We start from the raw sequence: 26,789 nt of genomic DNA on the forward strand, positions 1-26,789 counted from the left end.
ATACAAGCCGAGGATGAATGCTTGATTTATGCAAACTGCTGCAGGAAGCGCAGATCGTTCTCGTAGAACAGGCGCAGGTCTGAAATGCCGTACCGCAACATGGTGATGCGGTCCAGGCCGCTGCCAAAGGCGAATCCGATGTAATGCTCCGGATCGAGGCCGAAATTGCGCACCACCGTGGGGTGCACCTGACCCGATCCGGCCAGTTCCAGCCAGCGCCCCTTGAGCGGCCCGCTTTCGAACATCATGTCGATCTCGGCAGAGGGCTCTGTAAAGGGGAAATAGGACGGGCGAAAGCGCACGAGAATATCGTCACGCTCGAAGAACGCTTTCAGAAAACCGGTGAACGTGCCCTTCAGATCGGCCATGGAGACATGCTGGTCGATCCACAGACCTTCGAATTGATGAAACATCGGCGAATGCGTCGCGTCACTGTCCACCCGATAGGTTCGCCCCGGTGCGATGACTTTGATGGGGGGCATCTCCGCAGCCCCTGCATGTCGCTGCACATGGGCGCGGGCATAACGAACCTGCATCGGCGAAGTATGGGTGCGCAGCAACAGCGCTTGGCCATGCCCGTCGTTGGCATCGACATAGAAAGTGTCCTGCATCGAGCGCGCGGGGTGATTCTGCGGAGAATTCAGCGCCGTGAAGTTGGTCCAATCGTCTTCAATCTCTGGGCCATCCGCCACCTCGAATCCCATGGAGCGGAAGATCTGCTCCATCCGCATCCAGCTGCGCGTAAGGGGATGCAGCCCCCCCTGGTTGCCGGCACGTCCAGGCAAGGTTACGTCGATCGACTGAGCCTGCAACTGGGCCTGCAGCGCAGCCTGTTCGATCGCTTCACGTCGTTGCTGCAACGCTTTCTCGATGGCCTGCTTGGCCAGATTGATCTCCGCGCCGCGCACCTTTTTCTCGTCAACCGACAGCGTTGCCAGCGCCTTCATCTCCACGGTGACAAGACCGCTCTTGCCCAGATAGCGCGCCTTGGCGTTCTCCAGCGAGGCTGAATCAAGCGCTTGCGAAAACTCGGCGTTGGCTTGATCGATCAGGGTTTGCAAAGGGTTCATGAACTTAGACCAACGTGAGAGTGTGGACAGGATCAGTTGCACCAGGGCCAACAAAGAACAAAGGCCTGTGGAAGCAGGCCTTTGTTCCGCGCAACACCACCGCACGAGGCGGCGATGCGTCAAGCCATGGAGGCCTTGACTTGAGCGACGATCTTGGCGAATGCCGCAGCATCATGCACAGCCATGTCAGCGAGCACCTTGCGGTCGATTTCGATCTGCGCTTTCTTCATGCCGTTCATGAACACGCTGTAGGTCATGCCGGACTGACGCACAGCAGCGTTGATCCGGGTGATCCACAGCGAACGGAATTCACGCTTCTTGGCACGGCGGTCGCGATAGGCGTACTGCCCAGCCTTCATCACCGCTTCTTTGGCGATGCGGTAGACGTTTTTACGACGGCCACGGAAACCCTTGGCAAGGTCGAGAACTTTCTTGTGACGTGCACGAGCAGTCACACCACGTTTGACGCGAGGCATTTAAGACTCCTTATCCTGATTGAATGTTCGGGCTGAAACGGGAAGCGTTTCAGGCGAAAGGCATCATGGCGGCGATCTGCTTCAGATCGCTGTCGTGCACCGCCGTGGCTCCACGCAAGTGACGCTTGTTCTTGGTGGTTTTCTTGGTCAGGATATGGCGCTTGAACGCTTGGCCACGTTTGACAGTGCCGCCCGGACGCACGCGGAATCGCTTTGCGGCACTCTTCTTGGTTTTCATCTTGGGCATGATTGCTCCATTAAATATGACATATCCGCAGGCGGTCTGACGATGAACCAGACTCTTTCAAGCCCACGCACACGAGTTTTGCGGCATTCGCCCATTTGAGACAAACACACGCGACTGCGGCTTACACCACAGGATTGTTCACCACCACGGGGACGGGAACTCACTCCTTGCTGCGCGCCGTACCGCCCTTCCCGGCCCGTACGACACACCACTCATTTTTTCTTCTTCGGCGAGATGACCATGATCATCTGGCGCCCTTCCAACTTCGGCATCTGCTCGACCTGGCCCACATCTTCCACATCGGCCTTCACCCGTTCGAGCACCCGCATGCCGATGTCCTGGTGCGTGATCTCACGCCCCCGAAAGCGCAGGCTCACCTTGCCTTTGTCGCCTTCTTCCAGGAATCTGCGCAGATTTCGCAGCTTGATCTGATAGTCGCCGTCATCCGTAGCCGGGCGGAACTTGACTTCCTTGATCTGGATCTGCTTTTGTTTGAGCCGCGCATCGTGGTTCTTTTTCTGTTCTTCGTACTTGAACTTGCCGTAATCCATCAAACGACAGACCGGAGGCGATGCGGTAGGCGCGATTTCCACCAGATCCACATCATGCTGCTCAGCAAGCTTGAGCGCCTCGGCAAGAGAAACCACTCCGATCGCCTCTCCCTCCGGCCCTACGAGACGAAGCTCAGAGAGCGTGATTTCGCGATTCAGACGGTGGGCGCGTTTCTCCGGTGTATTACGGCTTTGGAACGTAGCGATGGCTCAAACCTTTCAATTCATACAAACAATGTGCTGCCAGAACCGCATGCCTACTGGCGGTCTTGTCCGCGCGACTGCACTTCCTGGGAAAGTTTTTGCGTCAGCGCCTCCAGGGACAGCACCCCGAGGTTGACATTGCCTCGTGCCCTCACCGCAACTGTTCCCGCGGCGCGCTCTTGGTCTCCGACCACAAGCAGATAAGGCACTTTGCTCAATGCATTCTCGCGTATTTTATAGTTGATTTTTTCGTTGCGCAAATCCAACTCGACCCTAAAGCCTTGTTTTGTCAGCGCTTGTGCAACAGAGCGCGCGTAATAAGACTGTGCATCGGTGATGTTCATCACGACCGCCTGCACCGGAGCGAGCCACAGAGGCATGGCACCGGCGTAGTGTTCGATCAACACACCAATGAAGCGCTCCATCGAACCCACGATCGCACGGTGCAACATGACGGGACGCACGCGCTGCGAGTGCTCGTCGACATATTCCGCACCCAGCCGCTCTGGCATCATGAAATCCACCTGCATGGTGCCGACCTGCCAGGCGCGGCCGATCGAATCCTTCATGTGGTACTCGATCTTCGGACCGTAGAAGGCGCCCTCGCCCGGCAATTCCTGCCAGGCCACGCCGCAAGCCTGAAGCGCGGCGCGCAACGCGGCCTCCGCCTTGTCCCAGACCGCCTCTTCGCCGATGCGCTTCTCGGGACGCAGCGCAATCTTGAGAGCGATGTCCGAGAATCCGAAGTCGGTGTAGACCTGCATCGCCTGCCGGTGAAAAGCGGTCACTTCGGATTCGATCTGATCTTCCGTGCAAAAGATATGACCGTCATCCTGGGTAAAGCCGCGCACCCGCAACAACCCGTGCAATGCCCCGGAAGGTTCGTTGCGATGGCACGCGCCGAATTCACCGTAACGAATAGGAAGGTCACGGTAGCTGCGCAGGCCCGAATTGAAGATCTGGATATGGCCTGGGCAGTTCATGGGCTTGACCGCAAACTGGCGCTTCTCCGATTCGGTGAAGAACATGTTCTCCGAATAATTGTCCCAATGGCCAGAGCGCTTCCACAGGCTTACATCCAGAATCTGCGGACCCCGCACTTCCTGGTAGCCGCTCTCCCGGTAAACCTGCCGCATGTACTGCTCAACGGCTTGCCAGATGGCCCAGCCTTTCGGATGCCAGAACGCCAGCCCCGGCGCCTCTTCCTGGAAATGAAAGAGATCGAGCTCTTTTCCGAGCTTGCGGTGATCGCGCTTCTCCGCCTCGGACAAGGCATGGAGGTAGGCCTCCTGATCTTCTTTCCTGGCCCAGGCCGTTCCGTAAATGCGTTGCAACTGCGCATTGCGGTGATCCCCCCGCCAGTAGGCACCGGCAACCTTCATCAGCTTGAACACCTTGAGGCGGCCTGTTGAAGGCACGTGCGGCCCACGGCAAAGATCGGTAAAACCCCCTTCGGAATAAAGCGACACATCTTCGCCCGCCGGAATGCTGGCGATGATCTCGGCTTTGTAATGCTCGCCAAGCGATTTGAAGTACGCCACAGCCTCGTCACGGGGCAGCACCTGGCGTTTGACCGGCTCGTCCTTGCGCGCGAGCTCGGCCATGCGTTCCTCGATTCGCTCGAGATCCTCAGGGGTGAAAGGGCGCTTGTAGGCGAAGTCGTAGTAAAAGCCGCTATCGATCACGGGGCCAATGGTCACCTGAGCCTCGGGATAGAGGTCTTTGACGGCGTAGGCCAGCAGGTGTGCCGTGGAATGCCTGAGCACCTCCAGACCTTCAGCATCCTTGTCCGTGACGATGGCCACCTCGGCATCCTGCGAAAGACTGTAGCTGGTGTCGACAAGCTTGCCGTCGACCTTGCCGGCGAGGGCCGCCTTGTACAACCCGGCGCCAATCGATTGCGCGAGCTCGGCAACCGTGAGAGGCGCTTCGAAAGCGCGTTTGGAACCGTCAGGCAGGGTGATCTGGAACATGATGCGTCTCGCTCAAATGAAAAAGGTGCGGATGGACCGCACCTTTCTATCGCAATGCACGTGCGTGCGGGCCTCTGAAACTCAGGAGGTCGGCAAGCTAGTTCGGAAGATTTGCATGGCGTCTAAGAGCAAATGTGAGCGTCGGTGACATCACCAAGACACTTCATCAGGTCAATCCGGGGCGCTGGCACCAACCCGACAAGCCAGCGTATTGAATCTTATGAAATGTGGTAGGCGGTATTGGAATCGAACCAACGACCTCTTGCATGTCAAGCAAGCGCTCTAACCATCTGAGCTAACCGCCTAAGAAGCCCGCAATCATAGCACGCGTTTGCAACGGGCGCCAAACTCACTTCCTTGAGGCCTTCAACACACCGGGCACCTCGGCGATCAACCCCAACGCCCGCTTGAGCTTGGCGCTGTTGGCCAGCTGCACGGTAAAACGCATCTGCGCCAGATCACCCACCGAGCGTGTGCTCACTGCAATGACGTTGATGCGCTCTTTGGTCAGCACATCCGAAATATCCCGAAGAAGCCCTTGTCTGTCATTGGCACTGACCTCCAGGTCAATGGGGTAAAGGGCTTCATTCTCCCCTTGTCCCGACCACGTCACGGCAATGACACGCTCGGGGTGTTGATGGGCGATATTGCGAAAATTCTGGCAACTCGCGCGATGGACCGTCACCCCTTTCTCGCGAGTGACAAAACCGCCGATGGCATCGGGCGGGGCGGGTTTGCAGCAAGGCGCCAGTTGCGTCAGCAACGATCCCATGCCCACCACCAGAACCTGACCACCCTGCTTCCTGGGTGCTGCGCTGTTGCTGGTCGGCAAGGCCAGCAGTTCCTCCACCACCGGAGCATGGGGATCTGCCCGCAGATAGGCCTCGATCTGGCGCTGCGAAAATTCATCCTTGCCAACGCGATCAAACAATTCGTCGGCCGAGCGAAACCCCAGACCCTCGGCCAGACTCTGCAAGTTGAAGCTGGTCTTCCCCTCGCGCTGCAACAGGCGCTCGACCTGTGCCCGGCCCTTGGCGATGGTTTGTTCCTGGGCCAGCTGATTGAACCAGGCGCGAACCTTGGCGCGAGCCCGCGGGCTGCGAAGGTAACCCAGGTCGGCATTGAGCCAGTCACGCGAGGGCCCGCCCTCTTTCGCCGCCACAATCTCCACGGTCTGACCGCTGCGCAAAGGTGTCGTCAACGGAATCATGGCCCCGTCAACGCGAGCGCCGCGGCAGCGATGTCCCAGGTCGGTATGCAAGGCGTACGCGAAATCCACAGGTGTTGCCCCGTTGGCCAGTTCGACGATGCGGGCCTGCGGGGTGAGGACGAAGATGCGATCCTCGGCATCCTGTCCAGCGGCCAGTTCGGCAGTAGCTTCGGTAGGCGGCGTCGCGTCGCCACCGGCGAGTTCCTGCTGGAGGGCCAACAGTTGTCGCGCCAGGGCGATGCGCGACTGATAGTCACCCGCCTGCACCTGACCTTGATAGCCCTTGGCACCGGCTTCCTTGTAAGCCCAGTGCGCCGCACTGCCCTGCTCGGCATGCGCGTGCATGGCGGCAGTCCGGATCTGGATTTCAAAGATCTGGCCCGATGTCGTTCGCACCACCGTATGCAGCGACTGATACCCATTGGGTTTCGGTTTGGCGATGTAGTCGTCGAACTCGTCGGGCAGGGACGACCACATGGCGTGCACCATGCTCAAGGCGGCATAGCAGGCGCTGACGTCTTGAACAATGATGCGCAGCGCGCGCAGATCCATCACCTGTTCAAACTGCAGTTGCTTGCCCTGCATCTTTCTCCAGATGCTGTAGATGTGCTTGGGCCGCCCGATCACCTCCGCCACGATGCGCTGGCGCTGCAGTTCGCCTTGCAGCAGTGCGATCGCGGTACTGATGCCTTGTTCGCGCTCGACGCGCCGCTCGTCGAGCTTGCGCGCGATGTCTTTGTAGACCCCTGGCTGGAGCAGTCGAAAGGACAGATCTTCCAGTTCCCACTTGACCTGCCAGATGCCCAGCCGATTGGCCAGAGGCGCATAAACCTCCATGCTCTCGGCCAGAAAGGCCCCGGGCGCGGGCTGCTTGGTCCGCGTGAAATATCTGAGAGACTGCAGACGCGAGGCGAGGCGAAGCAAGGCGACGCGCAGGTCTCGCGAAAAGCCGAGCAGCAAACGCCGAACCAGTTCGGTGTGGCGACGCCGGAGTTCGGCCTCGTCAGGGCCGCCCCGTGCCATGCGCGACACCTCGACCAGCTTGCGCGTCTCGACCGACAGCGCCGCCAGTGCTTCGCCAAAGTGCTTGCGCAGTTGATCCTGCGGATGGGCCAGGTGAGGCACCACCAGATTGAGATAGGCCGCGGCCTGCGCTTCGACATCCGCCCCCATCTCGCACAGAATGCCGCTGACGCCATCGGCATGTTCGAGTGCGGGCTCCCCGGTCTCGAGCACGACGGTGTCGATAAGGGCAATCGCATAGGCGCGTGCCTGAACGATGCGAGGATCGCTCGGCGTGTCCTCGACGGCGCTGCGCGCGGAGTCGGAAGGATGCGGGCTCACGACAACAGGAAATCGCACACCAGATCCACTTGATCCGGCTGCACCAGAGTGGGCGCGTGTCCAACCCCGGGAAGCTCGACCAGCCTGGCCCTGGGGCCGCGCTGCGTCATCGATCTTGCGGTCTGCGGATGAAGGATGTCCGAATCCGCCCCTCTCACCACCAGGGTAGGCGCGGCAATCTGGTCGTAGGCCTGCCAGAGGGCAACCTCGCCGGCCGCAACAGCCTGCGCCGTCGCGGCGGTGAAGGGCTGAGCCAGTGCGGGGTCATAGTGCAGCCGCCAGCCATCGCCGTCGGGCCGCAGCATCGGGCGGGTCAGCGCCATCCACTGCTGGGCGGTGTGCGGCCCGAAGCCCACCGAAATTTCACGCAACGAATCGGCCGCCTCTTCCTGCGTGTCGAAACGCATCTGCCGACCCACATAACTGGCGATGCGCATGAGCCCCTGTGGATCCAGAGAGGGGCCGATATCGTTGAGTACCAGACGATCGATGGGGCTGTGCGGCATGCCGGCCAAGGCCATACCGATGAGCCCCCCGAGCGAGGTTCCCACCCAGGCGACGCGGCGCGCCTTCAATCGGGCCAACAACGTCACCAGATCGGCGAGGTACTGCGGGACCTGATAGAGCGCGGAATTGGACAGCCAGTCCGACTCGCCACGTCCGGGCAGATCCGGGCACACCACACGACGCTTGGCCTGAAGGGCCTGCGCAAGCACGTCGAAGTCGCGCCCCTGTCGCGTCAAACCATGCACGCACACGACCACATCGTCATGGTCCGGAGCGCCCCATTCCCAATAGGCCAGACGATGTAGCCCCCCGGGATGCAAACATTGCACGGCGCAGAGGCGAGGCTGATGGTCCACGGTGTTCAAGGCTGGAGTTCAACAGGAGCGGGCATCATACAGACCGTTCCACGCGAAGCCTTGAGTGCCACCATAAACCCCGTCCTGGCCGGATGGGTCGCACCCGGGCGACGATGAGCACACTCCCGCGGCGGCACGAACGCGCGCCAAGTGGCAGGTGGGCGAGCCCGAACGCCGCGTAACGGCGCCGCGCCGACTTCACGGGCGGGAATGGCTTGGAGAGGTGCTTGACGACGCGTGCAAGCCCTGAGCAGAACCCTGGATCTGCTGCCGCAGGACTTCCCGGTCGTGCAGGGTCAGCACATGGGGTCTGACCGGCGTCGATGCAGCCGGGCTGAGAAAATGCGACGCCGCAAGCCGCGCGCCGGCCTGGCCTGCGTCAACGGGCTGCGACAGCGTCGTTTCCACAGGGGCGGGGAGCGACGGCGGCGGCGTCAGCGCGGCCGACGCCGCCGCCTGCGACATCGAGCCGACGAGGCAGGCGCTCAGCAGGGAATTCAGGGGCGATCGAAGCAAGGGCGTATCCAAAGTTTGCAATTGAAATTATCGAATCGAATGGGCCCGAATCACCCGACTCTCGCAGTAAACTCTGTAACAAGCCTTTAGCTGACCTATCGCTGCAAGGAAGGATGGCAGACGAGTCTGCCTTGTTTTCATTCAGGAATGACGCCTCTATGGACCACGAAAAACCGAAGAAGCTGATGGTCGTCGATGACGACGCGCGCATCCGCGACCTATTGCGTCGCTATCTTTCGCAAGAGGGCTATGAAGTCTTCGTGGCCGAAGACTCCAAGGCGATGTCGCGCATCATGGTGAAAGAGCGTTTCGACCTGATCGTGCTCGACTTGATGCTCCCCGGAGAAGACGGCCTGTCCATCTGCAAGCGCCTGCGCGCCTCCAAGGACCAGACCCCAATCATCATGCTGACCGCCAAGGGGGAGGATGTGGACCGCATCATCGGCCTGGAAGTCGGGGCCGATGATTACCTGCCCAAGCCCTTCAATCCGCGCGAACTTCTTGCCCGCATCAGCGCGGTACTGCGTCGCCAGCCTTCACCCGAACTGCCCGGGGCGCCCTCGCGCGAAGACGAAACCGTGCTCTTCGGTCCCTTCAGCCTCGATCTGGCGCGGCGTGAACTGAGCAAGAACGGTGAAGCCATCAGCCTGACCACGGGCGAGTTCGCCATGCTCAAGGCGCTGGTGCGACATCCCCGCCAACCGCTGTCGCGCGATCGGCTGGCCGAGCTGGCCCGCGGCCGCGACTACGAAGCCTTCGACCGCAGCCTCGACGTGGCCATTTCGCGTCTGCGCAAGATCATCGAAACCGATGCCGCGCATCCGCGATACATCCAGACCGTCTGGGGCGTGGGCTATGTCTTCGTTCCCGACAACGCCGAAGGCTGACGCCATCGACGGCGACGCCGTACCCGCCTCGGCACCTGCCCCCGGCGTCAGTCGCCGACTTCGCCCAATACGCTGGATCAGCGGCCTCTTCGGCCGCTTGTATTGGCGCACCTTTCTGCTCATCGTTCTGCTGGTCAGCGCCAGTCTGGCGACCTGGTTTCAGAGCTTTCGACTGCTGGAACTCGGCCCGCAGGTCGAACAGACCTCACGTCAGATCACCAGCCTCATCGACCTCACGCGACTGGCGCTGATTCACTCGGATCCGCAATACCGGGTCTCTCTGCTCGACGATCTGGCGAAAAAAGAAGGCATCTACATCTACCCGCGCAATCCGGGTGATCTGTGGACGCCGATGAATCATTCCGAGTTCACCAGACGTCTCGAAACGGCGGTTGACACCCGGCTGAACGAACAGCTCGATTTCGCCGACGCCGTGAATGATCGTCCAGGACTCTGGATCGGCTTCCAGATCGAAGGCGACCCCTACTGGCTCTTGCTCGACCGCTCCCGGATCGATCCTTCCCTGAGTGAAACCTGGGCCACGTGGGGTGCCATCGCCACCCTGCTGGCCCTCATTGGCGCTGCGGTCATCGCCAGTTTTGTCAACAAGCCACTGCGCGACCTGCGGCTTGCAACGGCCCGGGTGGGCGCCGGCAACTATTCGCAGATGCTCGACGAACTGTCAGGCATGCGCGAAATCCGTGAGGTGAATCGCGGCTTCAACCGCATGGCCCGCAGCCTTCAGGAGGTGGAAGAGGAACGCGCACTGATGCTGGCCGGCATTTCACACGATATCCGCACACCGCTGGCCCGCCTGAGGCTGGAAGCCGAACTGAGCGTGCCCGATGAGCAGGCGCGCGAGCACATCATCGACGACATCGAACAGGCCGACCGCATCATCAGCAAGTTCCTCGAATACGCGCGCAGCACGTCTCCCAAGCTGGAAACGGTCGACCTCAATGCCTTGCTCGACTTTGTCCACGACCGCTATCAGAAAGACGAGACCGTGGTGCTCCGCTTGCAGACCCCGCCTGTGCCGCCCGTGCGGGCCAACACCCTGGAGCTTCAGCGCGTCGTAGTCAATCTGGTGGAAAACGCCAAGCGCTACGCCTTGACCCCTGAAGAGGTACACACCGATCTCGACATCAGCCTGCAACCGGGCATCGATTCCGTACTGCTGACGGTGCGCGACCACGGCCCCGGCGTGCCCGACGAACAACTGGCGCAACTCACACGCCCGTTCTTCCGTGGCGATGCCGCAAGAACGTCGGCCAAAGGCACCGGCCTGGGACTGTCCATCGTCGAGAAAACCATCACGGCCATGGGTGGCCGTCTGGAGTTGCGTAACGCCGTGCCCAACGGCCTGCAGGTGCAGATCTGGCTGCCACTCGCCGGCAGCACAGCGAGCTGAGGCGAAGCGGCCTCGTCAGCGCAGCCTTCGCCCCCCTTTTCAGTTCAAGGCCGCAGCGGCGTGCCGATTGCTGCCAGCTCCAGCAGCAGCCTGACCCGCAACTTCACGGCGCTGAGACCGTCGTCATCGCCCCCCCTCAGGGGGCCAACGCGGGAAGCCACCTTCACGCTCACGCCCTGTGCGGCGGCTGCCTCCAGCGCCGCTTCAAGTTCGCGGCTGACCGTGCCCCCACCGGTACCGGCCACAACCAGCCCTCGCAAGCGCGGGTGCAGACAAGGGCTCTCGACAAGACAACGCACGACAGCGCCATCGGTACCCGCGACATTGGACAGCAGCTCCACGCGAGGCCAGGCCTCAGCGGCCGGCAGCGCAAAGGGCGCGCCTGACTCCGGCGGAGTCCTGCGCCAGAGCCGCAGGTGCTCACCTTCGATCTCGCCGAGGGGCCCGCGTTCGCCAGAAGAGAAAGCCTCAACCGCATGGGTGTTGATCTTGGCGACATCGCGGGCAGCGTGCACCACGCCGTGAAGCACGCATACCACCCCTATGCCGCGAGCTTCTGGGTGGGTCGCCACGCGGACCGCATCCAGCAGATTCTGCGGGCCATCCGCGTTCAGCGCCGTCGCCGGTCGCATCGCCGCCGTCAGGACCACCGGCTTGTCCAGCGGCAGTACCAGACTCAGGAAATAGGCCGTTTCTTCCAGCGTGTCGGTGCCGTGGGTGATGACGCAGGCCTGAATGGATGGCTGCGCCAGCCAGTGCATCACCCGCCCGGCAAGGCGGGTCCAGACCGCAAAGGTCATGTCCTTGCTGTCGACGTTGGCGACCTGTTCGGTCTGGATCTGCGCCAGGCTGCCCAGTGTCGGCACCTCTTTCAGCAAGTCCTCGACCCCCAGGACGCCTGCGGTATAGCCGGGAAGACTGGGATCGCCCGTGGCGGTACCCGCAATGGTGCCGCCCGTGCCCAGCACGACGATCTGGGGCAAAGGCCGGAGAGAGGATGGAGCCATCATGTGGGAAGTGCTTTGCAGGGAAGCTGTTTTGATTTACAGTGCTGTGAAAATCATCAACCTGGAAGCCCTATCAGGCCTTCCAGGTTGGCGCGTGGTGAGATGCCTTCAAGCTACAAAAGGTATCTGATTGCGCTGCCGAACCATTGTGCTACCGCCGGAGCCTACGCATGCGTTCTCTCGTTTCCAAGCTCACCCCGCGCCAACAGGAGATTCTCGACCTCATCACCGCCTCCGTGCGCGAACTCGGTTACCCCCCCACACGGGCCGAGATCGCGGCCCGGCTCGGTTTTCGCTCGGCCAACGCCGCCGAAGATCATTTGCAGGCGCTTGCGCGCAAAGGCGTGATCGAGTTGACACCCGGCGCCTCGCGCGGTATCCGCATCACCGAGCCGCCACGCGAACGCGCCTCCGCAGTCGGCAGGGGCTCAACCGTGTCGAGCTTGCGCCAAGGGCTGCAACTCGCCTTGCCAGGTGCCGAACAGCTCTGTCTGCCGCTGGTCGGCCGCGTTGCTGCGGGGCATCCCATCCTGGCTCAAGAGCACATCGAACAGACGCTGAACCTCGATCCCGCCACCTTTGCGGTTCGTCCCGATTACCTGCTCAAGGTGCGTGGCATGAGCATGCGCGATGCCGGCATTCTCGATGGCGACATGCTGGCGGTCAAAAGCAGCCTGACGGCCCAGAGCGGGCAGATCGTGGTCGCCCGTATCGGTGATGAAGTCACGGTCAAGCGCCTGAAGACCCATGCCGATCACCTCGAACTCCTGCCGGCCAATCCTGACTTCGCAGCCATCCGGGTCGACGCGAATCAGCCCTTCGCCATCGAAGGGCTGGCCGTGGGCCTGCTTCGGGGCGCCTTGCAGTAAGTCGTGGGCAACGCTCAAACCGCTGCCGACTGCTGACGCGACTTCCACCACCCCCACACCGCTGGCAACAGCGAAAGCACGATGATGCCGACCGTCATCATGCCCAGATTCTGTTTGATCCACGGAATGTTGCCAAACAGATAGCCGGCCATGACCAGCAGCCCCACCCAAAGGGTCGCCCCCAGAACGTTGTAAGCCAGAAACTTGCCGTAGGACATCTCGGCCACGCCCGCGACAAACGGGGCGAAGGTGCGGATGAAGGGCATGAACCTCGCCGCGACAATGGTGATGCCGCCGTACTTCTCGTAGAAAGCGTGCGCCTTGTCGAACGCCCGGCGGTTGAACCACCGTGAATCCGACCAGGTAAAAACCTTGTGGCCGATGGCCTTGCCGATCTGGTAGTTCAGGCTGTCTCCCAGCACGGCGCCTACCCAGAGTACGGCGATCACGCCCGGCAGGCTCAGCGCCCCCGTGGCGGCAAAAGCACCCACCACGAACAGCATGGAATCGCCCGGCAGGAAGGGCATGATGACCAGCCCCGTTTCGACAAAGATGATGCCGAAGAGCAGCCCGTAGACCCAGGGGCCATACGCCGCAATGAACTGGGCCAGATGCACATCGAAGTGCAGGATAAGATCGACGACAGAGTGGAGTTCCATGCGGTTTGCAGGAGAAAGGGGACGAACAGGCCCAAGTGCGGTTGACGCTGCAATATCTTGCGACCAGATCCCGAAAGGGAGCCCTGCCCCGCGCTCGGCGGAGGCAGCCTGAAAAGTATACTGAGCGCTGATGTCCCCGCTTTTCCGCTGCAGCGCGAAAGGCTCCAAGGCCGCACAAACTGGCTTGCGGCGCCCGTGCACTCCCGCCACTCCCACCTTGTTGCAACCCCAACGCCCGATTCGTCCCCTCCCGGACGTGCTCATCAGTCAGATAGCTGCCGGCGAAGTCATCGAGCGCCCGGCCTCGGCCCTGCGCGAACTGCTCGACAATGCCATTGACTCTGGCGCCCGCGCCATCACGGTACGCCTCGAACAGGGCGGCATGGGCTGCGTGCAGGTCGAAGATGACGGTTGCGGCATTCCTGCCGAAGAGCTGCCCCTGGCCCTGCTGCGCCACGCCACCAGCAAGATCGCCGACCTTGGGGAGCTGCAGCATGCGGCCCATCTCGGCTTCCGGGGCGAAGCACTCGCAGCGATGGCGGCCGTGGCTGAACTCGAGATCATCAGCCGCCGCGCCGGTGGCGATGGTGCCCGCCTTCAGGCCAGCGCAGGCCAGGTCGGGCAGGTGCAGCCCACCGCCGCGCAGCCGGGAACGCGCGTGAGCCTGCGGCAGTTGTTCTTCAACCTGCCCGCACGACGGAAGTTTCTCAAATCGCCGCAGACGGAATACGCCTGGTGCGCCGATGTCTTCAAGCGCGCCGCCATCGCCCATCCGAACCTTGCTCTGCGGCTCTGGCATGACGGGCAACTCAAACTGCAGTTCGACCGCGACCCCTCGCCCCACGGCCTGGACCGTCTGGCGGCCGTGCTGGGCGAGTCTTTCAGCGCGCAGGCCCTGCCCCTCACGATGCAAATCGGCCCGCTCGCCGTGCGCGGTCTGGTGTGCAAACCCACCGCCGCGCGCGCCCGCGCGGATGTGCAGCACATCATCGTCAACAACCGCTGGGTGCGCGACCGCACCGTGGCCCACGGTGTGCGCGCTGCCTATGCCGACGTGCTGCATGGCGCGCTGCAACCGCAATACGCCCTGTTGATCGACCTGCCGTCCGAGCTGGTGGATGTGAATGTGCACCCGGCCAAATCCGAAGTCCGATTTCGGGACAGCTCCGCCGTCCACCAGGCCGTGCGGCATGCCGTCGAGAAGGTACTGGCGCGGGCCGTCGGCGAGCTTGCACCGTCGCTGCCCCGAGAGCCCGCAACCGATTCGACGCCGGCGCCGCCAGCCCCGCCGCATCCGATCTCCGCCGCGCTCCCCTTCGGAAGCGATAGGCCGGGCCTGCCCCCCTGGGACTCGCTCGCGCGCGCCTATGCACCCCTGGCCCCTTCCGGCACCGGCCCGGAGCAGCCCCCTCAGGCACGCGACGCAGCGGCGCCGAACGACTACGCCCGCTCGCCCTCCGCGGCATCGACCGGGTCGAATGCCGACGATTTTCCGCTCGGTTTCGCCCTGGCTCAGTTGCTGGGCATCTACATCCTTGCGCAAAACCGCCAGGGGCTGGTGATCGTGGACATGCATGCGGCGCACGAACGCATCGTGTACGAGCGCCTGAAATCCGCCGAGCAAGGCGAGGTAACCGTGGCGGTACAGCCCCTGCTGATTCCCGCCGCCTTCGCCGCCACCGACGCCGAGATCGGTGCCGCCGAAGACCACGCCGACACCCTGCGCTCCCTCGGCGTCGAGCTCGACCGCGCCGGACCGGGCAGCCTGGTGGTGCGCGCCACGCCCACCCTGCTGGCCCACGCCGACCCGGTTCGCCTGGCCAAGGGGGTGTTGGCAGATCTGGTGACGCAGGGCACCAGCGCCCGCCTTCAGGAGCGGCGCAACGCCCTGCTCTCCAGTATGGCGTGCCATGGCGCCATTCGAGCCCATCGCCAGCTCACGCTCGCCGAGATGAACGCCTTGCTGCGCGACATGGAGCGCACCGAGCGGGCCGATCAATGCAACCACGGTCGACCCACCTGGCGCCAGATCGGCCTAGCGGACCTGGACGCGCTGTTTCTGCGCGGACGCTGAGCCGTGAGGCCGCAAGCCCATCAGCCGGTCCTGTGCATCGTCGGGCCGACCGCCAGCGGCAAGACCGCCGCGGCCCTGCAGATCGCCGAGCAGGCCAGACGTCAGGGCGAGGCCGTGGAGCTGATCAGCATGGATTCGGCGCTGGTCTATCGCGGCATGGACATCGGCACGGCCAAGCCCAGTGCCCAGGAGCGCGCCCAGGTGCCGCACCATTTGCTCGACATTCTCGATCCCGCGCAGGCCTATAGCGCGGCGCAATTCGCAGCCGACGCGCGTCGGCTGATCGACGACATCCGCCGCCGGGGCGCCCGGCCCGTGATCGTCGGCGGCACCATGCTGTATCTCAAAGCGCTGCAAACCGGCCTGTCCGAACTCCCGCAGGCCGATGCGGCCGTGCGCGCGGAAATCGACGCCGACGCGGCACTTCTCGGATGGCCCGCGCTGCATGCCCGTCTGGCCGAGGTCGATGCCGTCACCGCCGCCAGGCTTGCGCCCAACGACGCCCAGCGCATCCAGCGCGCGCTGGAAGTGTGGCGGCTCACCGGCAAGCCCCTCTCCGCACACTTCGCCAGCGGCGCGTCATCCCAGCCTTCGGCCGTAGCGCCCGGCAACCCGCCCCTGCGCCTGCTGTCGCTCGAACCCTCTGACCGCAGCGTGCTGCATGCCCGCATCGCACAGCGCTTCGATCAGATGCTGGCCGCTGGCTTTCTCGACGAAGTGCAAACCCTGCGCCGACGCGGCGACCTCAGCCCCGCCCTGCCCTCGATTCGAGCCGTGGGCTATCGCCAGGCCTGGAGCTTTCTCGACGGAGACATCGACGCCGCGCAGTTCCGGGAACAAGCCCTCGCGGCCACCCGGCAACTTGCCAAACGTCAGATCACCTGGCTGCGATCCATGCCGCAGCGTGAGATTCACGACGGCCTGACCCCGCAGAAGATTCAAGTTTTCTGAAGCGGCGCCGTTAAGTGGACTGTGCGTTCCACTTGATGTCGGCCTGCCGTGACCCCATACCCGCCTTCCCTTTCGTCCGTTGACGACGCCGCTGCGGCCGTCCCGCAGGACGACCCGCATCCGCTGTCCGGCTTCGGTCTGGTGTTCCAGCTCAGCCAGCGCTCGGGGCAACTGCAGTTCACCCAGGCCAGCGAATCGGCGCAGATGGTCTGCGGGCTCAGTGCTCAGGCGCTGCTGCGGTCGAGCAGCGCCTTTGTCGGGCGGCTGCATGCGGCCGATCAGGCCGACTTCCAGGCCTCCCTGCAAGCCAGCGCCCTGCACGGCGAACCGTGGAACTGGGAAGGCCGCATCCTCACCGAAGGCGAAGTCAAGTGGATCAATATCCGCGCCGCCGTGAAACGGCTCGATGCGGCCCAGGTGCAGTGGAACGGCATCATGATCAACATCAGCCATGCCCGCCGCCGCGAATCCGATCTGCGCGACATGGCCGCGCACATGGAACGTGCCCGCGAGCAGGAGCGCGCCCGCCTCGCCCGCGACATGCACGACGAGCTCGGGCAGTTGCTCACCGCGCTGAAGATGGACATCAGCCTGCTGCGTCGGCGCCTCGGCCCCGACGACGCTCAGCTCAACAGCATGACCAGCCTGGTGGACGCAGCCACGGCCGCCGGTCGGCGCGTGGCCGCGCAACTGCGCCCGGCCGTGCTCGATCTGGGGCTGACCGAAGGTCTACTCTGGCTGGCCGAGGAGTTCACGAAACGCTACGACATTCCGGTGGTGCACCAGCTAGACGCCGCTGGCGAGCTTGACGACCTCACTGCCATCCAGATCTTCCGCATCGCCCAGGAAGCCTTCACCAATATCGCCCGCCACGCCCAGGCCAAATCGGTACGACTCAGCGTCAGCCGCACACCCGGGCTGATCGCCCTGGACCTCGTCGACGACGGCCTCGGCTTCACGCCCGATACGCAAAGCAGCGCCCCGTCCTTCGGCCTGCGCGGCATGCGCGAGCGCGCCCATCTGCTCGGCGGCACGCTCGACTGCGCCAGCGTGCCGAACCACGGCACCACCATCCGCCTGCGCGTGCCCTGCGCCGAGCGCCATGAAGACGATGCGCCCGACGCCCCTGGCAGACGCGCCTTGCGTTGAACCCGAATCGATCATGGAAGCGGCCCGTGTCCTCATCGTCGACGACCACGCCCTCGTGGGCGCCGGGCTCGCGCGCATGCTCGAAGCCGAAGGGCTGCAGCCGCACTGGTGCGGCGACGCCGCCTCGGCGCTCGACGCCCTGCGCCAGACCTCGTGGAACGTGGTGCTGCTCGATGTTTCGATGCCCGGCAGCGACGGCCTCGACCTGCTCAAACGCATCAAGGCCACCCACGCGCAACTGCCCGTGTTGATGCTGAGCATGCATGCCGAGCACCTGTTCGCGCTGCGGGCCCTGCGTGGCGGCGCCGCCGGCTATCTCACCAAGGACAGCGCCCCGGACATTCTGGTCGACGCCATCCGCACCGCGACGCAAGGCAAGCGCTACCTCACCCCGTCCGTCGCCGAGCAACTGGCGCAACACTTTCAGGACGGCGCCGCATCCGACGCCCCGACGCACGACGCTCTGAGCGACCGTGAACTGCAGGTGCTGCGGCGCATCGGCGCCGGGCGCACCGTGGGCGAAGTGGCGCAGGAACTGCATCTGAGCGTCAAGACCATCAGCGCCCACAAGACCCGCCTGATGCAGAAGATGGGCGCCCGGCGCGACGCCGAACTGGTGCGCTACGTCCTCGACCACGATTTGCTGTGAGGCCCGTTTCAGACATCAGAATTTTCCGACAGCACGCTGCGGCGTCATCCGAGTCAACGGCACGCCGCTGACCGATGGTCGCAAGCCGATGGCCAACCCACAATGCCAGCACCTTTCTCCCAATCTCCGAGAGCAGATTCATGCAACTGATGGTGGTCGACGATTCCTCGCTGGTGCGCGAGCGCCTGGCAAACCTGCTCTGCGGCATCACGGGCGTGCAGGCCGTGCTGCAAGCCGACAGCGGCAAGCAGGCACTGGATCTCCTGCGTGACGACACCTCGGGTGCGGTGCGTTTCATCGTGCTCGACATCGAGATGCCCGGCGAGAGCGGGCTGCAACTGCTCCAGCGCATCAAGTCCAGCCGGCGCGACATCTGCATCGCGATGTTCACCCAGCACGCCAACTCGCAGCATCGCGCGCGCAGCCTCGACGGCGGCGCCGATTTCTTCTTCGACAAGAGCTCCGACATCGATCGGCTCGAAACCATCGTGCGCCAACTCGCGGCACAAGCCCACTGACCCCCCCCTGAAACCGCACCGGACCTTGCCATGACTCAAGCCGCGATCGAACCCCAAACCCCATTGCAGACCGACGCCGCACTGCAGATCGACAGTCTGTGCACCCAGGCGCTCCCGGTGCTCGGCCAGCAGATCGACGCCGGACGCGCGCAAATGGAGACGGCCATCCTGGCGCTGAGCCAGCGCTTCTCCAGCCTGCACAGTCGTCTGGAAAACGCCGTCAAAGCCTCGCAGCAGGCGGCCGCCGGCATGGACGGCGGCGAAGGCGTGGTGGCCGTGTTCCAGCGCAGCGAAGGCGAACTCGGCGAGATGCTCGACCAGTTGCGCGCCGCGCTGGCCAAGCGCGCGGCCATGGTCGGCGAAGTGCTGGGCATGTCGCGTTATACCGAGGCGCTGGAGAAGATGGCGGCCGAGGTGGCTGCCCTGGCGGCCAAGACCAATCTGCTCGCCCTCAACGCCGCGATCGAGGCCGCGCGCGCGGGCGAAAATGGCCGCGGCTTTGCCGTCGTCGCCGACGAGGTGCGCAAGCTCTCGGCGCAATCGCGCGATACGGGCCGCAAGATGGGCGAGCAGGTGAAGATCATCACCGGCGCGATTCAAACCTTGACGCGCTCGGCCGAACAATCGCAGAACGAGGAACAGCAGTTCCTCGTCCGCTCCGAGTCGTCCATCGATCAGGTGCTGGGTCGCCTGCGCGCCGTGGCCACGGGGCTATCGGAATCTTCCGATCTGCTGCAGCGCGAGAGCAGCGGCATCCGCGAGGAGATCGGCGACGTGCTCGTCTCCCTGCAATTCCAGGATCGGGTCAGCCAGATACTCACCCACAGCCGCGACAGCCTCGACGCCCTGGTGGTCGAACTGCAGAGCTATCAGTCCCGCCGCGCCGCAAGCCCCGATGCCCCGCTCGACGCGCCCGCCTTCATGCATCGCATCGCCAACGGCTACACCACGCAGGAGCAGCGCCTCAACCACAGCGGCCAGTCCACCGTGGACGCGCAGGACGGCGGCGACATCACCTTTTTCTAAGACCGGCAAACCACTCCTCTCGTTCAACCCCTTTTTTTGCACATTGCCATGGCCAAAACCATTCTCATCGTCGACGACTCCGCCTCCCTGCGCCAGGTGGTCAACATCGCCCTTGCCAGCGCGGGCTACGAAGTCATCGAAGCCTGCGACGGCGTGGACGCCCTGACCAAGCTCGACGGACGCAAGATCCACCTCATCATCAGCGACGTGAACATGCCCAATATGGACGGCATCACCCTGGTCAAGGAAATCAAGCAGAAGCCCGACTACAAGTTCACGCCCATCATCATGCTCACCACCGAGAGCCAGGATGACATGAAGGCGCAGGGCCAGGCAGCCGGTGCCCGCGCCTGGGTAGTCAAGCCCTTCCAGCCCGCGCAGATGCTGGCCGCCGTGTCCAAGCTCATCGCGCCCTGATCGCGCCTCACCGTCCCACGACCCCGCAGGAGATTTCAGTGGACATCCTCGAACACCAATCCGGCCCGGCCTGCAGCGTGGTGCTGCAGGGCGCGCTGGACATCTACGCCGCGGCCGACGTGCGCGCCCGGCTGGCCGAGCTGATCGCCCAGCACCCGCTGGTCGAACTGCAGCTGGCCGCAATCGACGAGATCGACGCCTCGGGCGTGCAGATTCTCCTGGCGGCCAAGCAGCAGGCGAGCAATCTCGAACACAGCCTCAAGCTCAGCGCGCATAGCCCGGCCGTCATCGACGCGCTCGAACTCTGCGGTCTGCTGGCCTATTTCGGCGACCCGGTGGTCGAGTTCGGCCACACCGCGCAATCCAAGGAGCAAGCATGAGTTTCGAACAACAGATGCAGCAGGCCATGCGCTCCTTCATCGTCGAGGCGCAGGAGCTGCTCGAAAGCATGGAACAAGGCCTGATGGAGCTGGATCAGCCCCAGGCCGGCCCGGCGGCGCAGGACGATGGCGAGCGCATCAACGCCCTCTTCCGTGGCGCTCACACCATCAAGGGCTCGGCCGGCCTGTTCGGCCTCGACGGCATCGTGCGCTTCACCCATCACCTGGAGAGTGTGCTCGACCAGATGCGTGCGGGCAAACTTGCGGTCACCCCCGATCTGGTGGCCCTGCTGCTGCAGGGGCGCGACCATCTGGCGCAACTGATCGATCAGGTCGACAGCCAGGGCTCGTGCATCAGCGACACCCCGCAAGAGCAGACGCTGGTCGCGCGACTGCAGGCCGCACAGCAGCCCGGCGGCGCGCTGGTGGTCGCGGCTGAGGCGGTCGTCCCGGCCCCGGCGACGGAAGGCATCCCCCCCGTGACCGTGCTTGCGCAAGGGGCTGCCTTGACGGCGTCCTGGCACCTTTCGTTGCGCTTCGGCGCCGACAGTCTGCGCAACGGCATGGACCCGCTGGCTTTCATTCGCTATCTGCGCGGCCTGGGCGAAATCGTCGGGCTCGTGACCCTGACCGACGCCCTGCCTGCGCTGGACGTGATGGATGCCGAGACCAGCTACCTCGGCTTCGAGATCAATTTCAAGAGCGAGGCCAGCAAGGAGGACATCGCCTCGGTGTTCGAGTTCGTGCAGGAAGACAGCATCATCCGCATCCTGCCAGCGCACAGCCGCATTGCCGATTATGTGGAACTGATCCGCACCCTGCCCGAAGACGACCTCCGACTCGGAGACATCCTGGTACAGATCGGCACGCTCACGCAAAAGGAACTCGCCGACGCGCTCAACACCCAACAGGACGCCCAGGCGACGGGTTCCCCAGCATCGCCCCTGGGCGAGATTCTGGTTCGCGAGGGTGCGACCCATCAGCCCATCGTGCAGGCCGCGCTCGACAAGCAAAAGCTCGTGAAAGACAAGCGCAGCCGCGACAACCAGATGCTGCGCGTGGCCGCCGACAAGCTCGATGCCCTCATCAATCTGGTGGGCGAACTCGTCATCGCCAGCGCCGGCAATGCCCTGCACGCCCAGAACGCCACGCAGCTCGAAGCCGCCGCCCAGATCACCCGCCTGGTCGAAGACATCCGCGAGCGGGCGCTGAAGCTGCGCATGGTCGAAATCGGCGAGACCTTCGCCCGCTTCCAGCGCGTGGTGCGCGACGTTTCGCGCGAGCTTGGCAAAGACATCGCCCTGGTCATCGAGGGTGCCGACACCGAGATGGACAAGACCCTGGTGGAGCGCATCGCCGATCCGCTGATGCATCTCGTGCGCAACTCCATGGACCACGGCATCGAGTCACCCGAAGTTCGCGTCGCGCGCGGCAAGCCGGCCCAGGGCACGCTCAAGCTCGCCGCCCGGCACGACTCGGGCAGCATTCTCATCACCGTGGCGGATGACGGCGGCGGCCTGAACCGCGAGCGCATTCTGGCCAAAGCCATCGAGCGCGGCCTGATCACGCCCGAAGGCGCCGCGGCCCTGCCCGATGCCGAGGTCTGGACCCTGATCTTCGAGCCCGGGTTCTCCACGGCCGACGCCATCACCGACCTGTCAGGGCGCGGCGTGGGCATGGACGTGGTCAAACGCAATATCGAAGCCATTCGCGGCACCATCGACATCCAGAGCAGTGCCGGCATGGGCACGCAGATGCACCTGCGCCTGCCCCTGACGCTGGCCATCATCGACGGCTTCCTGGTCCAGGCCGCCAAGCGCACCTTCGTGCTGCCGCTCGACGCCGTGATCGAGTGCATGGAGTTTGCGCCCGCGCAGCCGCAACAGGGCTATATCAATCTGCGCGGCGAGGTGCTGCCCCTGTTGCATCTGTGCCAGGCGCTGGGCCTGACGGACTCGGGCGATGAGGTCGAGAGCGCCCGCCGCAACGTTGTGGTCGCGCAGATCGGCGGGCAACGCGCGGGCATCGTCGTCGATGCGCTGCTCGGTGAATATCAGACGGTCATCAAACCGCTGGGCGCCTTGTTCGCCCACCTGCAAGGCATCAGCGGCTCCACCATTCTGGGCAACGGCGAAGTGGCGCTCATCCTCGACGCCGCCACCCTGATTGGCCGCGCCAGCCGCGGCGCGCAAGGCCGCACGGCACCCGCCCTGAACCATTGACCCCTGTCCGGATAGAAAGAAACCTTATGTTCAAGAATCTCCGCATCGGCAAGCGCCTTGGCCTGGCTTTCGGCCTGTTGATCGTTCTCCTGCTCGCCAACGCAGGTTTCGGTCTTTTTGAAGCGTCGCGCATTCAGGATCACATGCAGACAGTGGTGCACAACCGCGTGGCCAAGGAGCGCGCGGTCTCCACCATCGCCACCAGCAATCAGAACGCCACTCGCATCGTGCTGCGCAGCCTGCTCGCCCAACAGTTCGGTGATGCGGACAAGGCGGCCATCGCCGAGCAGCGCGTCCACACCGAGGCGGCATTCAAGACCATCGCCGACTTACACCCCACGCCCGAGCTACAGACCCGTCTCGATGCGCTCCGAGCCACCATTGTGAAAGGACGCGCAGCACAGCAATCTGCGGTGCAGGAGATGCAGCAGAACAACTTTGGCACCGCGGCAGCCGACTACCTCAAGTCCGGCCTGGTCGCCACGCAGCAAGTCCGCACGGAGGCCGCCTCCATCCAGACCCTGTTGCGTGGGCAGACCGATGCGCTTTACGCCCAGAGCGTGGCCGATTACGCCACCGCCCGAAACGCCAGCCTGGGCCTGGCCGCACTGGCCCTGTTGCTCGCCGTCGTGGCCGCCGTGCTCATCACCCGCTCCATCACCCGCCCGTTGAGTGAAGCGGTGCACGCGGCGCAGCGTGTGGCGCAGGGCGATCTGTCGGTGCGGGTGGTGGCGCGGTCCAAGGATGAGACGGGCCAGCTGCTCGCCGCCATGGGGCAGATGGTGGCGCAGCTCACCTCGGTCATCGGCTCGGTGCGTTCCTCGGCCGAGCAGTTGCTCTCGGCCTCCACCCAGGTCTCGGCCACCTCGCAAAGCCTGTCTCAGTCGTCCTCGGAGCAGGCGGCCTCGGTGGAGGAAACCTCCGCCACGCTGGAGCAGGCCACGGCCTCGATCCGCCAGAACGCGGACAACGCCCGTCTCACGGATGCGATGGCGCAGCAGGCGGCCTCGCAGGCCCAGGAGGGCGGCGCCGCGGTGCAGGGCACGGTCTCGGCCATGCAGAGCATCGCTGAGCGCATCTCGATCATCGATGACATCGCCTATCAGACCAATATGCTCGCGCTCAATGCGGCCATCGAAGCCGCTCGCGCCGGGGAGCATGGCAAGGGCTTTGCGGTGGTGGCCGCGGAGGTGCGCAAGCTCGCCGAGCGCAGTCAGGTCGCGGCCAAGGAGATCGGCGATCTGGCCACCTCCACGGTCAAGCAGGCCGATGCCGCGGGCTCGCTGATCGCGCAGATGGCCCCGGCCATCTCCAAGACCTCCGATCTGGTGCAGGAGATCACCGCGGCTTCCGAGGAACAGTCCACGGGCATGCAGCAGATCAATCAGGCCGTCGCCCAGCTCTCGGCCGTCACCCAGCAAAATGCCTCGGCCTCCGAAGAACTCGCCGCTACCGCCGAGGAAATGAATGCGCAGGCCACGGCGCTGCAGGAAAGCATGGCGGTCTTCCGCACCACAGCGGAACATCCCGCGCCGCAAGCCACTCAGCAAACCGCGCAGCGCCCCCGCAAGCAGCCGCCTCGGTCGGCCGAAGTCATGCCGACCTCTGCGGGCCTGACCCCCGAATTCGTGAAGTTCTGACGCCTTTCGGATCCCGCAACGTGAGCACCCTGCCCGCCTCGCTCGACGCCACACCACACAGCGCAGCCAAGCCGCTGCGCGTGGATGCGCTGCGCGGCCTGATCATTGCGGCGAGCTGGATGATCGCAGCGCAGATGACGGTGCAGTGGTTCCACATCGGCCCGCTGCCGTTCTCCATCATCTGGCCAGCCAATGGCATGGCCTACGGCTTCGTGGCGGTCTATGGCGTAGCCGCCGTGGCACCCGCGGCACTGGGCGTGCTGGTCTGGAATCTGGCGGTTCAACAGCAGCCTCTTGTCGACGGGTTGTTGGGCACCCTGAGTTTCTGTCTTTCCATGCTCCTGGCCGCCTGGGCACTGCGCCGCCTGCGCAGTGCGCCAGACGACAACCGCACCGCCGTGCGCGACGCCCTGCAGTACTACGGCATTCTGATTGGGCTTTGCATCCCCATCGACCTTGCCCTGGGCATTGCGCAGTACTCGCAAACCCAGGTCTGGAACGCGCTGTCCCTGCACAATCTGCTGTTCATCTATGGGCTTTCCGCCGCGTTTGGCGTGTTGTTTTTCACCCGACTGACCGAACTCACCATTCGAAATGTCGAGGCACGACTGATGAACGCGTCCGGGTTCGCACCCCGCCCTGCCGGTCGTCGCCCCACCGCGCTGCGCTCCTTCGAGGCGGTCCGGCGATTTTTCGAATGCACCAGCTCCACACAGCGGCGACAGGCGGCGGCGCTGTGGTTGGTCGTCTGGGCCTCGTTCACCCTGGCCTGCGCCGTACTCATCGAACATGGCGAATTTACCTACGGCAATGCGCTGCGCTACCTGAGCTTTCTGCTCCTGGCCATCGTGGTGTTTCGATTCAGCTCCGGGTTTGCCCATCTGGGTCTGATGCTCACCGGCGTTGCGCAGATCGCGCTGGCCCAGCAAGCGCTCGGAGACAGCACTTCCGTCGTTCAATATTGGGCCGATCAAGCCGTGATGGTCGCCGTGTTTGGCGTGATCAGTCTGCTGGGCATTGCGACGATCGCGGAGCAGCGCTGGGCGCAGCGTCAACTCGCCCGGCAGGCGCACGAAGACCTGCTGACCGGGCTGCTCAACGACCGTGGCTATGCCCGCGCCATCGAGAACACCCGCCCACGTCCCTCTGCGCATCTGCTGGCCATCGAGGTGATGCAACTTGGCGCCATTGAAGAGCTCGTCGGGCTGGCCCACCGGCAGGAGGTGGAACGCGCAGTGGCCTTGTCGCTGCAAGAGGTCTGCAACGACGACTGCAGCCTGGCCCGCCCCCATGACGGCTACTTCACCCTGGTGGCCCCGACACGGGAGCAGGCCCGGCAGTTGGCCGAGCACGTCTGGAAGTCGCTCGATGGCCGACGCTTCCAGTTCGAAGAGCACGGCGTGTGGCTGCACGTTGCCATTGGCGCGGTGCCGCTGCGACCAGAGCTGGCGGCCAGCGAACAAATGGCGCTGCTGGCACTGGCCACTCAGGTGGCGGGCGACCGATTCGACCACCGCATTCACTTCTCACACGAGGAGGGCGAATCGCTCATCGAGGAACGGCGGGCGCAGCGCCGCGTCATCAGCCTGATGGAGACCGCCCTGCACGCAGCGCCCTGGGAGAATGCCCTGCCGGAAAACGGCGGCATCAGCGGCTTTCAACTCTTTGCTCAACCCATCGTCGATCTGCACGATGCGAGCCTCATCTCCTTCGAGGTCCTGCTGCGCTGGCGGGTGGACGGCGAACTGCGGGCCCCGGCCACATTTCTGCCCCTTGCCGAACGCCATGGGCTGATGCCAGCGATAGACCGCTGGGTGCTCAACCACACCTTGCGTCAACTGGCGTTGTACCCGGCGGCGCTGGCCCATATCGGCAAGGTATCGATCAATCTGTCGGGTTCCAGCCTATCGGACGTGCAGCTTCTCGGCGATCTGCGGGCAGCGGTGCTGTCGAGCGGCATCGCCGCGGACAGGCTGTGCTTTGAAATCACCGAAACCATGGCCATTCCCAATCCCGACAAGGCACTTGCCCTGCTGCGCGGGCTTCGCGAGATGGGCTGCGCGGTTTCTCTGGATGATTTCGGCACTGGGCTGGCCAGTTTCGCCTATCTCAAGGCATTCCCCTTCGACATGCTCAAGATCGATGGCCTGTTCATCAAGAATCTGGCTCGCTCACCGCAGGATCAGACCATGGTCGCAGCCATCTGCGCCGTGGCCCGCAGCATGGGCCTGCGTACCGTGGCCGAATTCGTGGAAGACGCTGCCACCATCGACATGCTGCGCCACCACGGCGTGGATGCTGTTCAAGGCTATGGCGTGGGGAGACCCGAACCGTTGATGACGGCGCTGGCGAATCTGTCCAACACATCGAGTCCGACGCATGACGCTTGAAGCCCCTGCCCTCAACGCCGCGTGTGCGCGCCGGACACGGTCCGCCAACCCGGAGCCGACCTTGTGACCCGCCAGGCCGTCGCCTG

At 64.0% G+C, this 26,789-nt stretch carries 24 protein-coding genes and 1 tRNA gene; 14 read left to right on the plus strand and 11 right to left on the minus strand.

What is annotated here, in order from left to right:
• Nucleotides 1–26: 26 nt before the first annotated feature.
• From pheS to BVH73_RS00250, 9 genes are all read right to left on the minus strand, one after another.
• A complete protein-coding gene (pheS, locus tag BVH73_RS00210) occupies nt 27–1,070 on the minus strand; it encodes a phenylalanine--tRNA ligase subunit alpha (RefSeq protein ID WP_079415036.1) in 1,044 nt (347 codons plus the stop codon).
• A 119-nt stretch (nt 1,071–1,189) separates the two neighbouring features.
• Entirely contained in the window at nt 1,190–1,546 is a 357-nt protein-coding gene (gene rplT / locus BVH73_RS00215) for a 50S ribosomal protein L20 (RefSeq protein WP_079415038.1), read from the minus strand.
• Nucleotides 1,547–1,595: 49 nt separating this feature from the next.
• A complete protein-coding gene (gene rpmI, locus BVH73_RS00220; protein ID WP_013123033.1) occupies nt 1,596–1,793 on the minus strand; it encodes a 50S ribosomal protein L35 in 198 nt (65 codons plus the stop codon).
• Nucleotides 1,794–2,005: 212 nt separating this feature from the next.
• Nucleotides 2,006–2,551 (minus strand): translation initiation factor IF-3, encoded by a 546-nt coding sequence (infC, locus tag BVH73_RS00225; RefSeq protein WP_079415040.1) that lies wholly within the window; start codon nt 2,549–2,551, stop codon nt 2,006–2,008.
• A 50-nt stretch (nt 2,552–2,601) separates the two neighbouring features.
• The gene (gene thrS / locus BVH73_RS00230; protein WP_079415042.1) at nt 2,602–4,521 is read right to left on the minus strand and encodes a threonine--tRNA ligase; all 1,920 of its coding nucleotides are present in this window, start codon (nt 4,519–4,521) and stop codon (nt 2,602–2,604) included.
• A 228-nt stretch (nt 4,522–4,749) separates the two neighbouring features.
• A tRNA-Val gene (locus BVH73_RS00235) sits at nt 4,750–4,826 on the minus strand.
• Nucleotides 4,827–4,870: 44 nt separating this feature from the next.
• On the minus strand, nt 4,871–7,075 hold the full coding sequence (locus BVH73_RS00240) for a RelA/SpoT family protein (protein WP_079415044.1): 2,205 nt from the start codon (nt 7,073–7,075) through the stop codon (nt 4,871–4,873).
• Nucleotides 7,072–7,938, minus strand: coding sequence for an alpha/beta fold hydrolase (locus tag BVH73_RS00245; protein WP_079420182.1), 867 nt, complete (start codon nt 7,936–7,938; stop codon nt 7,072–7,074). Before BVH73_RS00245 ends, BVH73_RS00240 begins: the two co-directional genes overlap by 4 nt.
• A gap of 198 nt (nt 7,939–8,136) precedes the next feature.
• Nucleotides 8,137–8,454 carry a transglutaminase gene (locus BVH73_RS00250; RefSeq protein ID WP_245800366.1) on the minus strand — a complete coding sequence of 106 codons (318 nt, stop codon included), beginning with the start codon at nt 8,452–8,454 and terminating at the stop codon, nt 8,137–8,139.
• 158 nt (nt 8,455–8,612) lie between these two features.
• On the opposite strand from BVH73_RS00250, the gene ompR reads away from it, so the two are divergent.
• The gene (gene ompR, locus BVH73_RS00255; protein ID WP_079415048.1) at nt 8,613–9,341 is read left to right on the plus strand and encodes an osmolarity response regulator transcription factor OmpR; all 729 of its coding nucleotides are present in this window, start codon (nt 8,613–8,615) and stop codon (nt 9,339–9,341) included.
• Nucleotides 9,310–10,752, plus strand: coding sequence for a sensor histidine kinase (locus tag BVH73_RS00260; protein WP_245800367.1), 1,443 nt, complete (start codon nt 9,310–9,312; stop codon nt 10,750–10,752). Before ompR ends, BVH73_RS00260 begins: the two co-directional genes overlap by 32 nt.
• 44 nt (nt 10,753–10,796) lie before the next feature.
• On the opposite strand, the gene BVH73_RS00265 is transcribed toward BVH73_RS00260, so the two are convergent.
• A complete protein-coding gene (locus BVH73_RS00265) occupies nt 10,797–11,759 on the minus strand; it encodes an asparaginase (protein WP_245800368.1) in 963 nt (320 codons plus the stop codon).
• A gap of 170 nt (nt 11,760–11,929) precedes the next feature.
• On the opposite strand from BVH73_RS00265, the gene lexA reads away from it, so the two are divergent.
• The gene (gene lexA, locus BVH73_RS00270) at nt 11,930–12,628 is read left to right on the plus strand and encodes a transcriptional repressor LexA (RefSeq protein WP_079415052.1); all 699 of its coding nucleotides are present in this window, start codon (nt 11,930–11,932) and stop codon (nt 12,626–12,628) included.
• A 14-nt stretch (nt 12,629–12,642) separates the two neighbouring features.
• On the opposite strand, the gene BVH73_RS00275 is transcribed toward lexA, so the two are convergent.
• Nucleotides 12,643–13,287 (minus strand): DedA family protein, encoded by a 645-nt coding sequence (locus tag BVH73_RS00275; protein ID WP_079415054.1) that lies wholly within the window; start codon nt 13,285–13,287, stop codon nt 12,643–12,645.
• A 217-nt stretch (nt 13,288–13,504) separates the two neighbouring features.
• On the opposite strand from BVH73_RS00275, the gene mutL reads away from it, so the two are divergent.
• From mutL to BVH73_RS00330, 11 genes are all read left to right on the plus strand, one after another.
• Nucleotides 13,505–15,361 (plus strand): DNA mismatch repair endonuclease MutL, encoded by a 1,857-nt coding sequence (mutL, locus tag BVH73_RS00280; protein ID WP_079420186.1) that lies wholly within the window; start codon nt 13,505–13,507, stop codon nt 15,359–15,361.
• A gap of 3 nt (nt 15,362–15,364) precedes the next feature.
• A complete protein-coding gene (gene miaA, locus BVH73_RS00285; protein WP_079415056.1) occupies nt 15,365–16,312 on the plus strand; it encodes a tRNA (adenosine(37)-N6)-dimethylallyltransferase MiaA in 948 nt (315 codons plus the stop codon).
• A gap of 48 nt (nt 16,313–16,360) precedes the next feature.
• Nucleotides 16,361–17,461, plus strand: a complete 1,101-nt coding sequence (locus BVH73_RS00290; protein WP_079415058.1) for a sensor histidine kinase — start codon at nt 16,361–16,363, stop codon at nt 17,459–17,461.
• A 13-nt stretch (nt 17,462–17,474) separates the two neighbouring features.
• Nucleotides 17,475–18,110 (plus strand): response regulator, encoded by a 636-nt coding sequence (locus tag BVH73_RS00295; protein WP_079420188.1) that lies wholly within the window; start codon nt 17,475–17,477, stop codon nt 18,108–18,110.
• A 140-nt stretch (nt 18,111–18,250) separates the two neighbouring features.
• Entirely contained in the window at nt 18,251–18,628 is a 378-nt protein-coding gene (locus tag BVH73_RS00300; RefSeq protein WP_079415060.1) for a response regulator, read from the plus strand.
• Between the two features lie 30 nt (nt 18,629–18,658).
• Entirely contained in the window at nt 18,659–19,654 is a 996-nt protein-coding gene (locus BVH73_RS00305; protein ID WP_079415062.1) for a methyl-accepting chemotaxis protein, read from the plus strand.
• Between the two features lie 48 nt (nt 19,655–19,702).
• Complete coding sequence (locus tag BVH73_RS00310) at nt 19,703–20,071, plus strand: response regulator (RefSeq protein WP_079415064.1); 369 nt, start codon at nt 19,703–19,705, stop codon at nt 20,069–20,071.
• Between the two features lie 38 nt (nt 20,072–20,109).
• Nucleotides 20,110–20,451 (plus strand): STAS domain-containing protein, encoded by a 342-nt coding sequence (locus tag BVH73_RS00315; RefSeq protein WP_079415066.1) that lies wholly within the window; start codon nt 20,110–20,112, stop codon nt 20,449–20,451.
• Entirely contained in the window at nt 20,448–22,673 is a 2,226-nt protein-coding gene (locus BVH73_RS00320; protein WP_079415068.1) for a chemotaxis protein CheA, read from the plus strand. The genes BVH73_RS00315 and BVH73_RS00320 overlap by 4 nt, the downstream gene beginning before the upstream one ends.
• A 26-nt stretch (nt 22,674–22,699) precedes the next feature.
• A complete protein-coding gene (locus BVH73_RS00325) occupies nt 22,700–24,313 on the plus strand; it encodes a methyl-accepting chemotaxis protein (protein ID WP_079415070.1) in 1,614 nt (537 codons plus the stop codon).
• 20 nt (nt 24,314–24,333) lie between these two features.
• A complete protein-coding gene (locus tag BVH73_RS00330; protein WP_079415072.1) occupies nt 24,334–26,703 on the plus strand; it encodes a bifunctional diguanylate cyclase/phosphodiesterase in 2,370 nt (789 codons plus the stop codon).
• The last annotated feature ends 86 nt before the right edge of the window (nt 26,704–26,789 follow it).

Origin of the sequence: Thiomonas intermedia, assembly GCF_002028405.1 — a bacterium.
Taxonomy (GTDB): domain Bacteria; phylum Pseudomonadota; class Gammaproteobacteria; order Burkholderiales; family Burkholderiaceae_C; genus Thiomonas; species Thiomonas intermedia.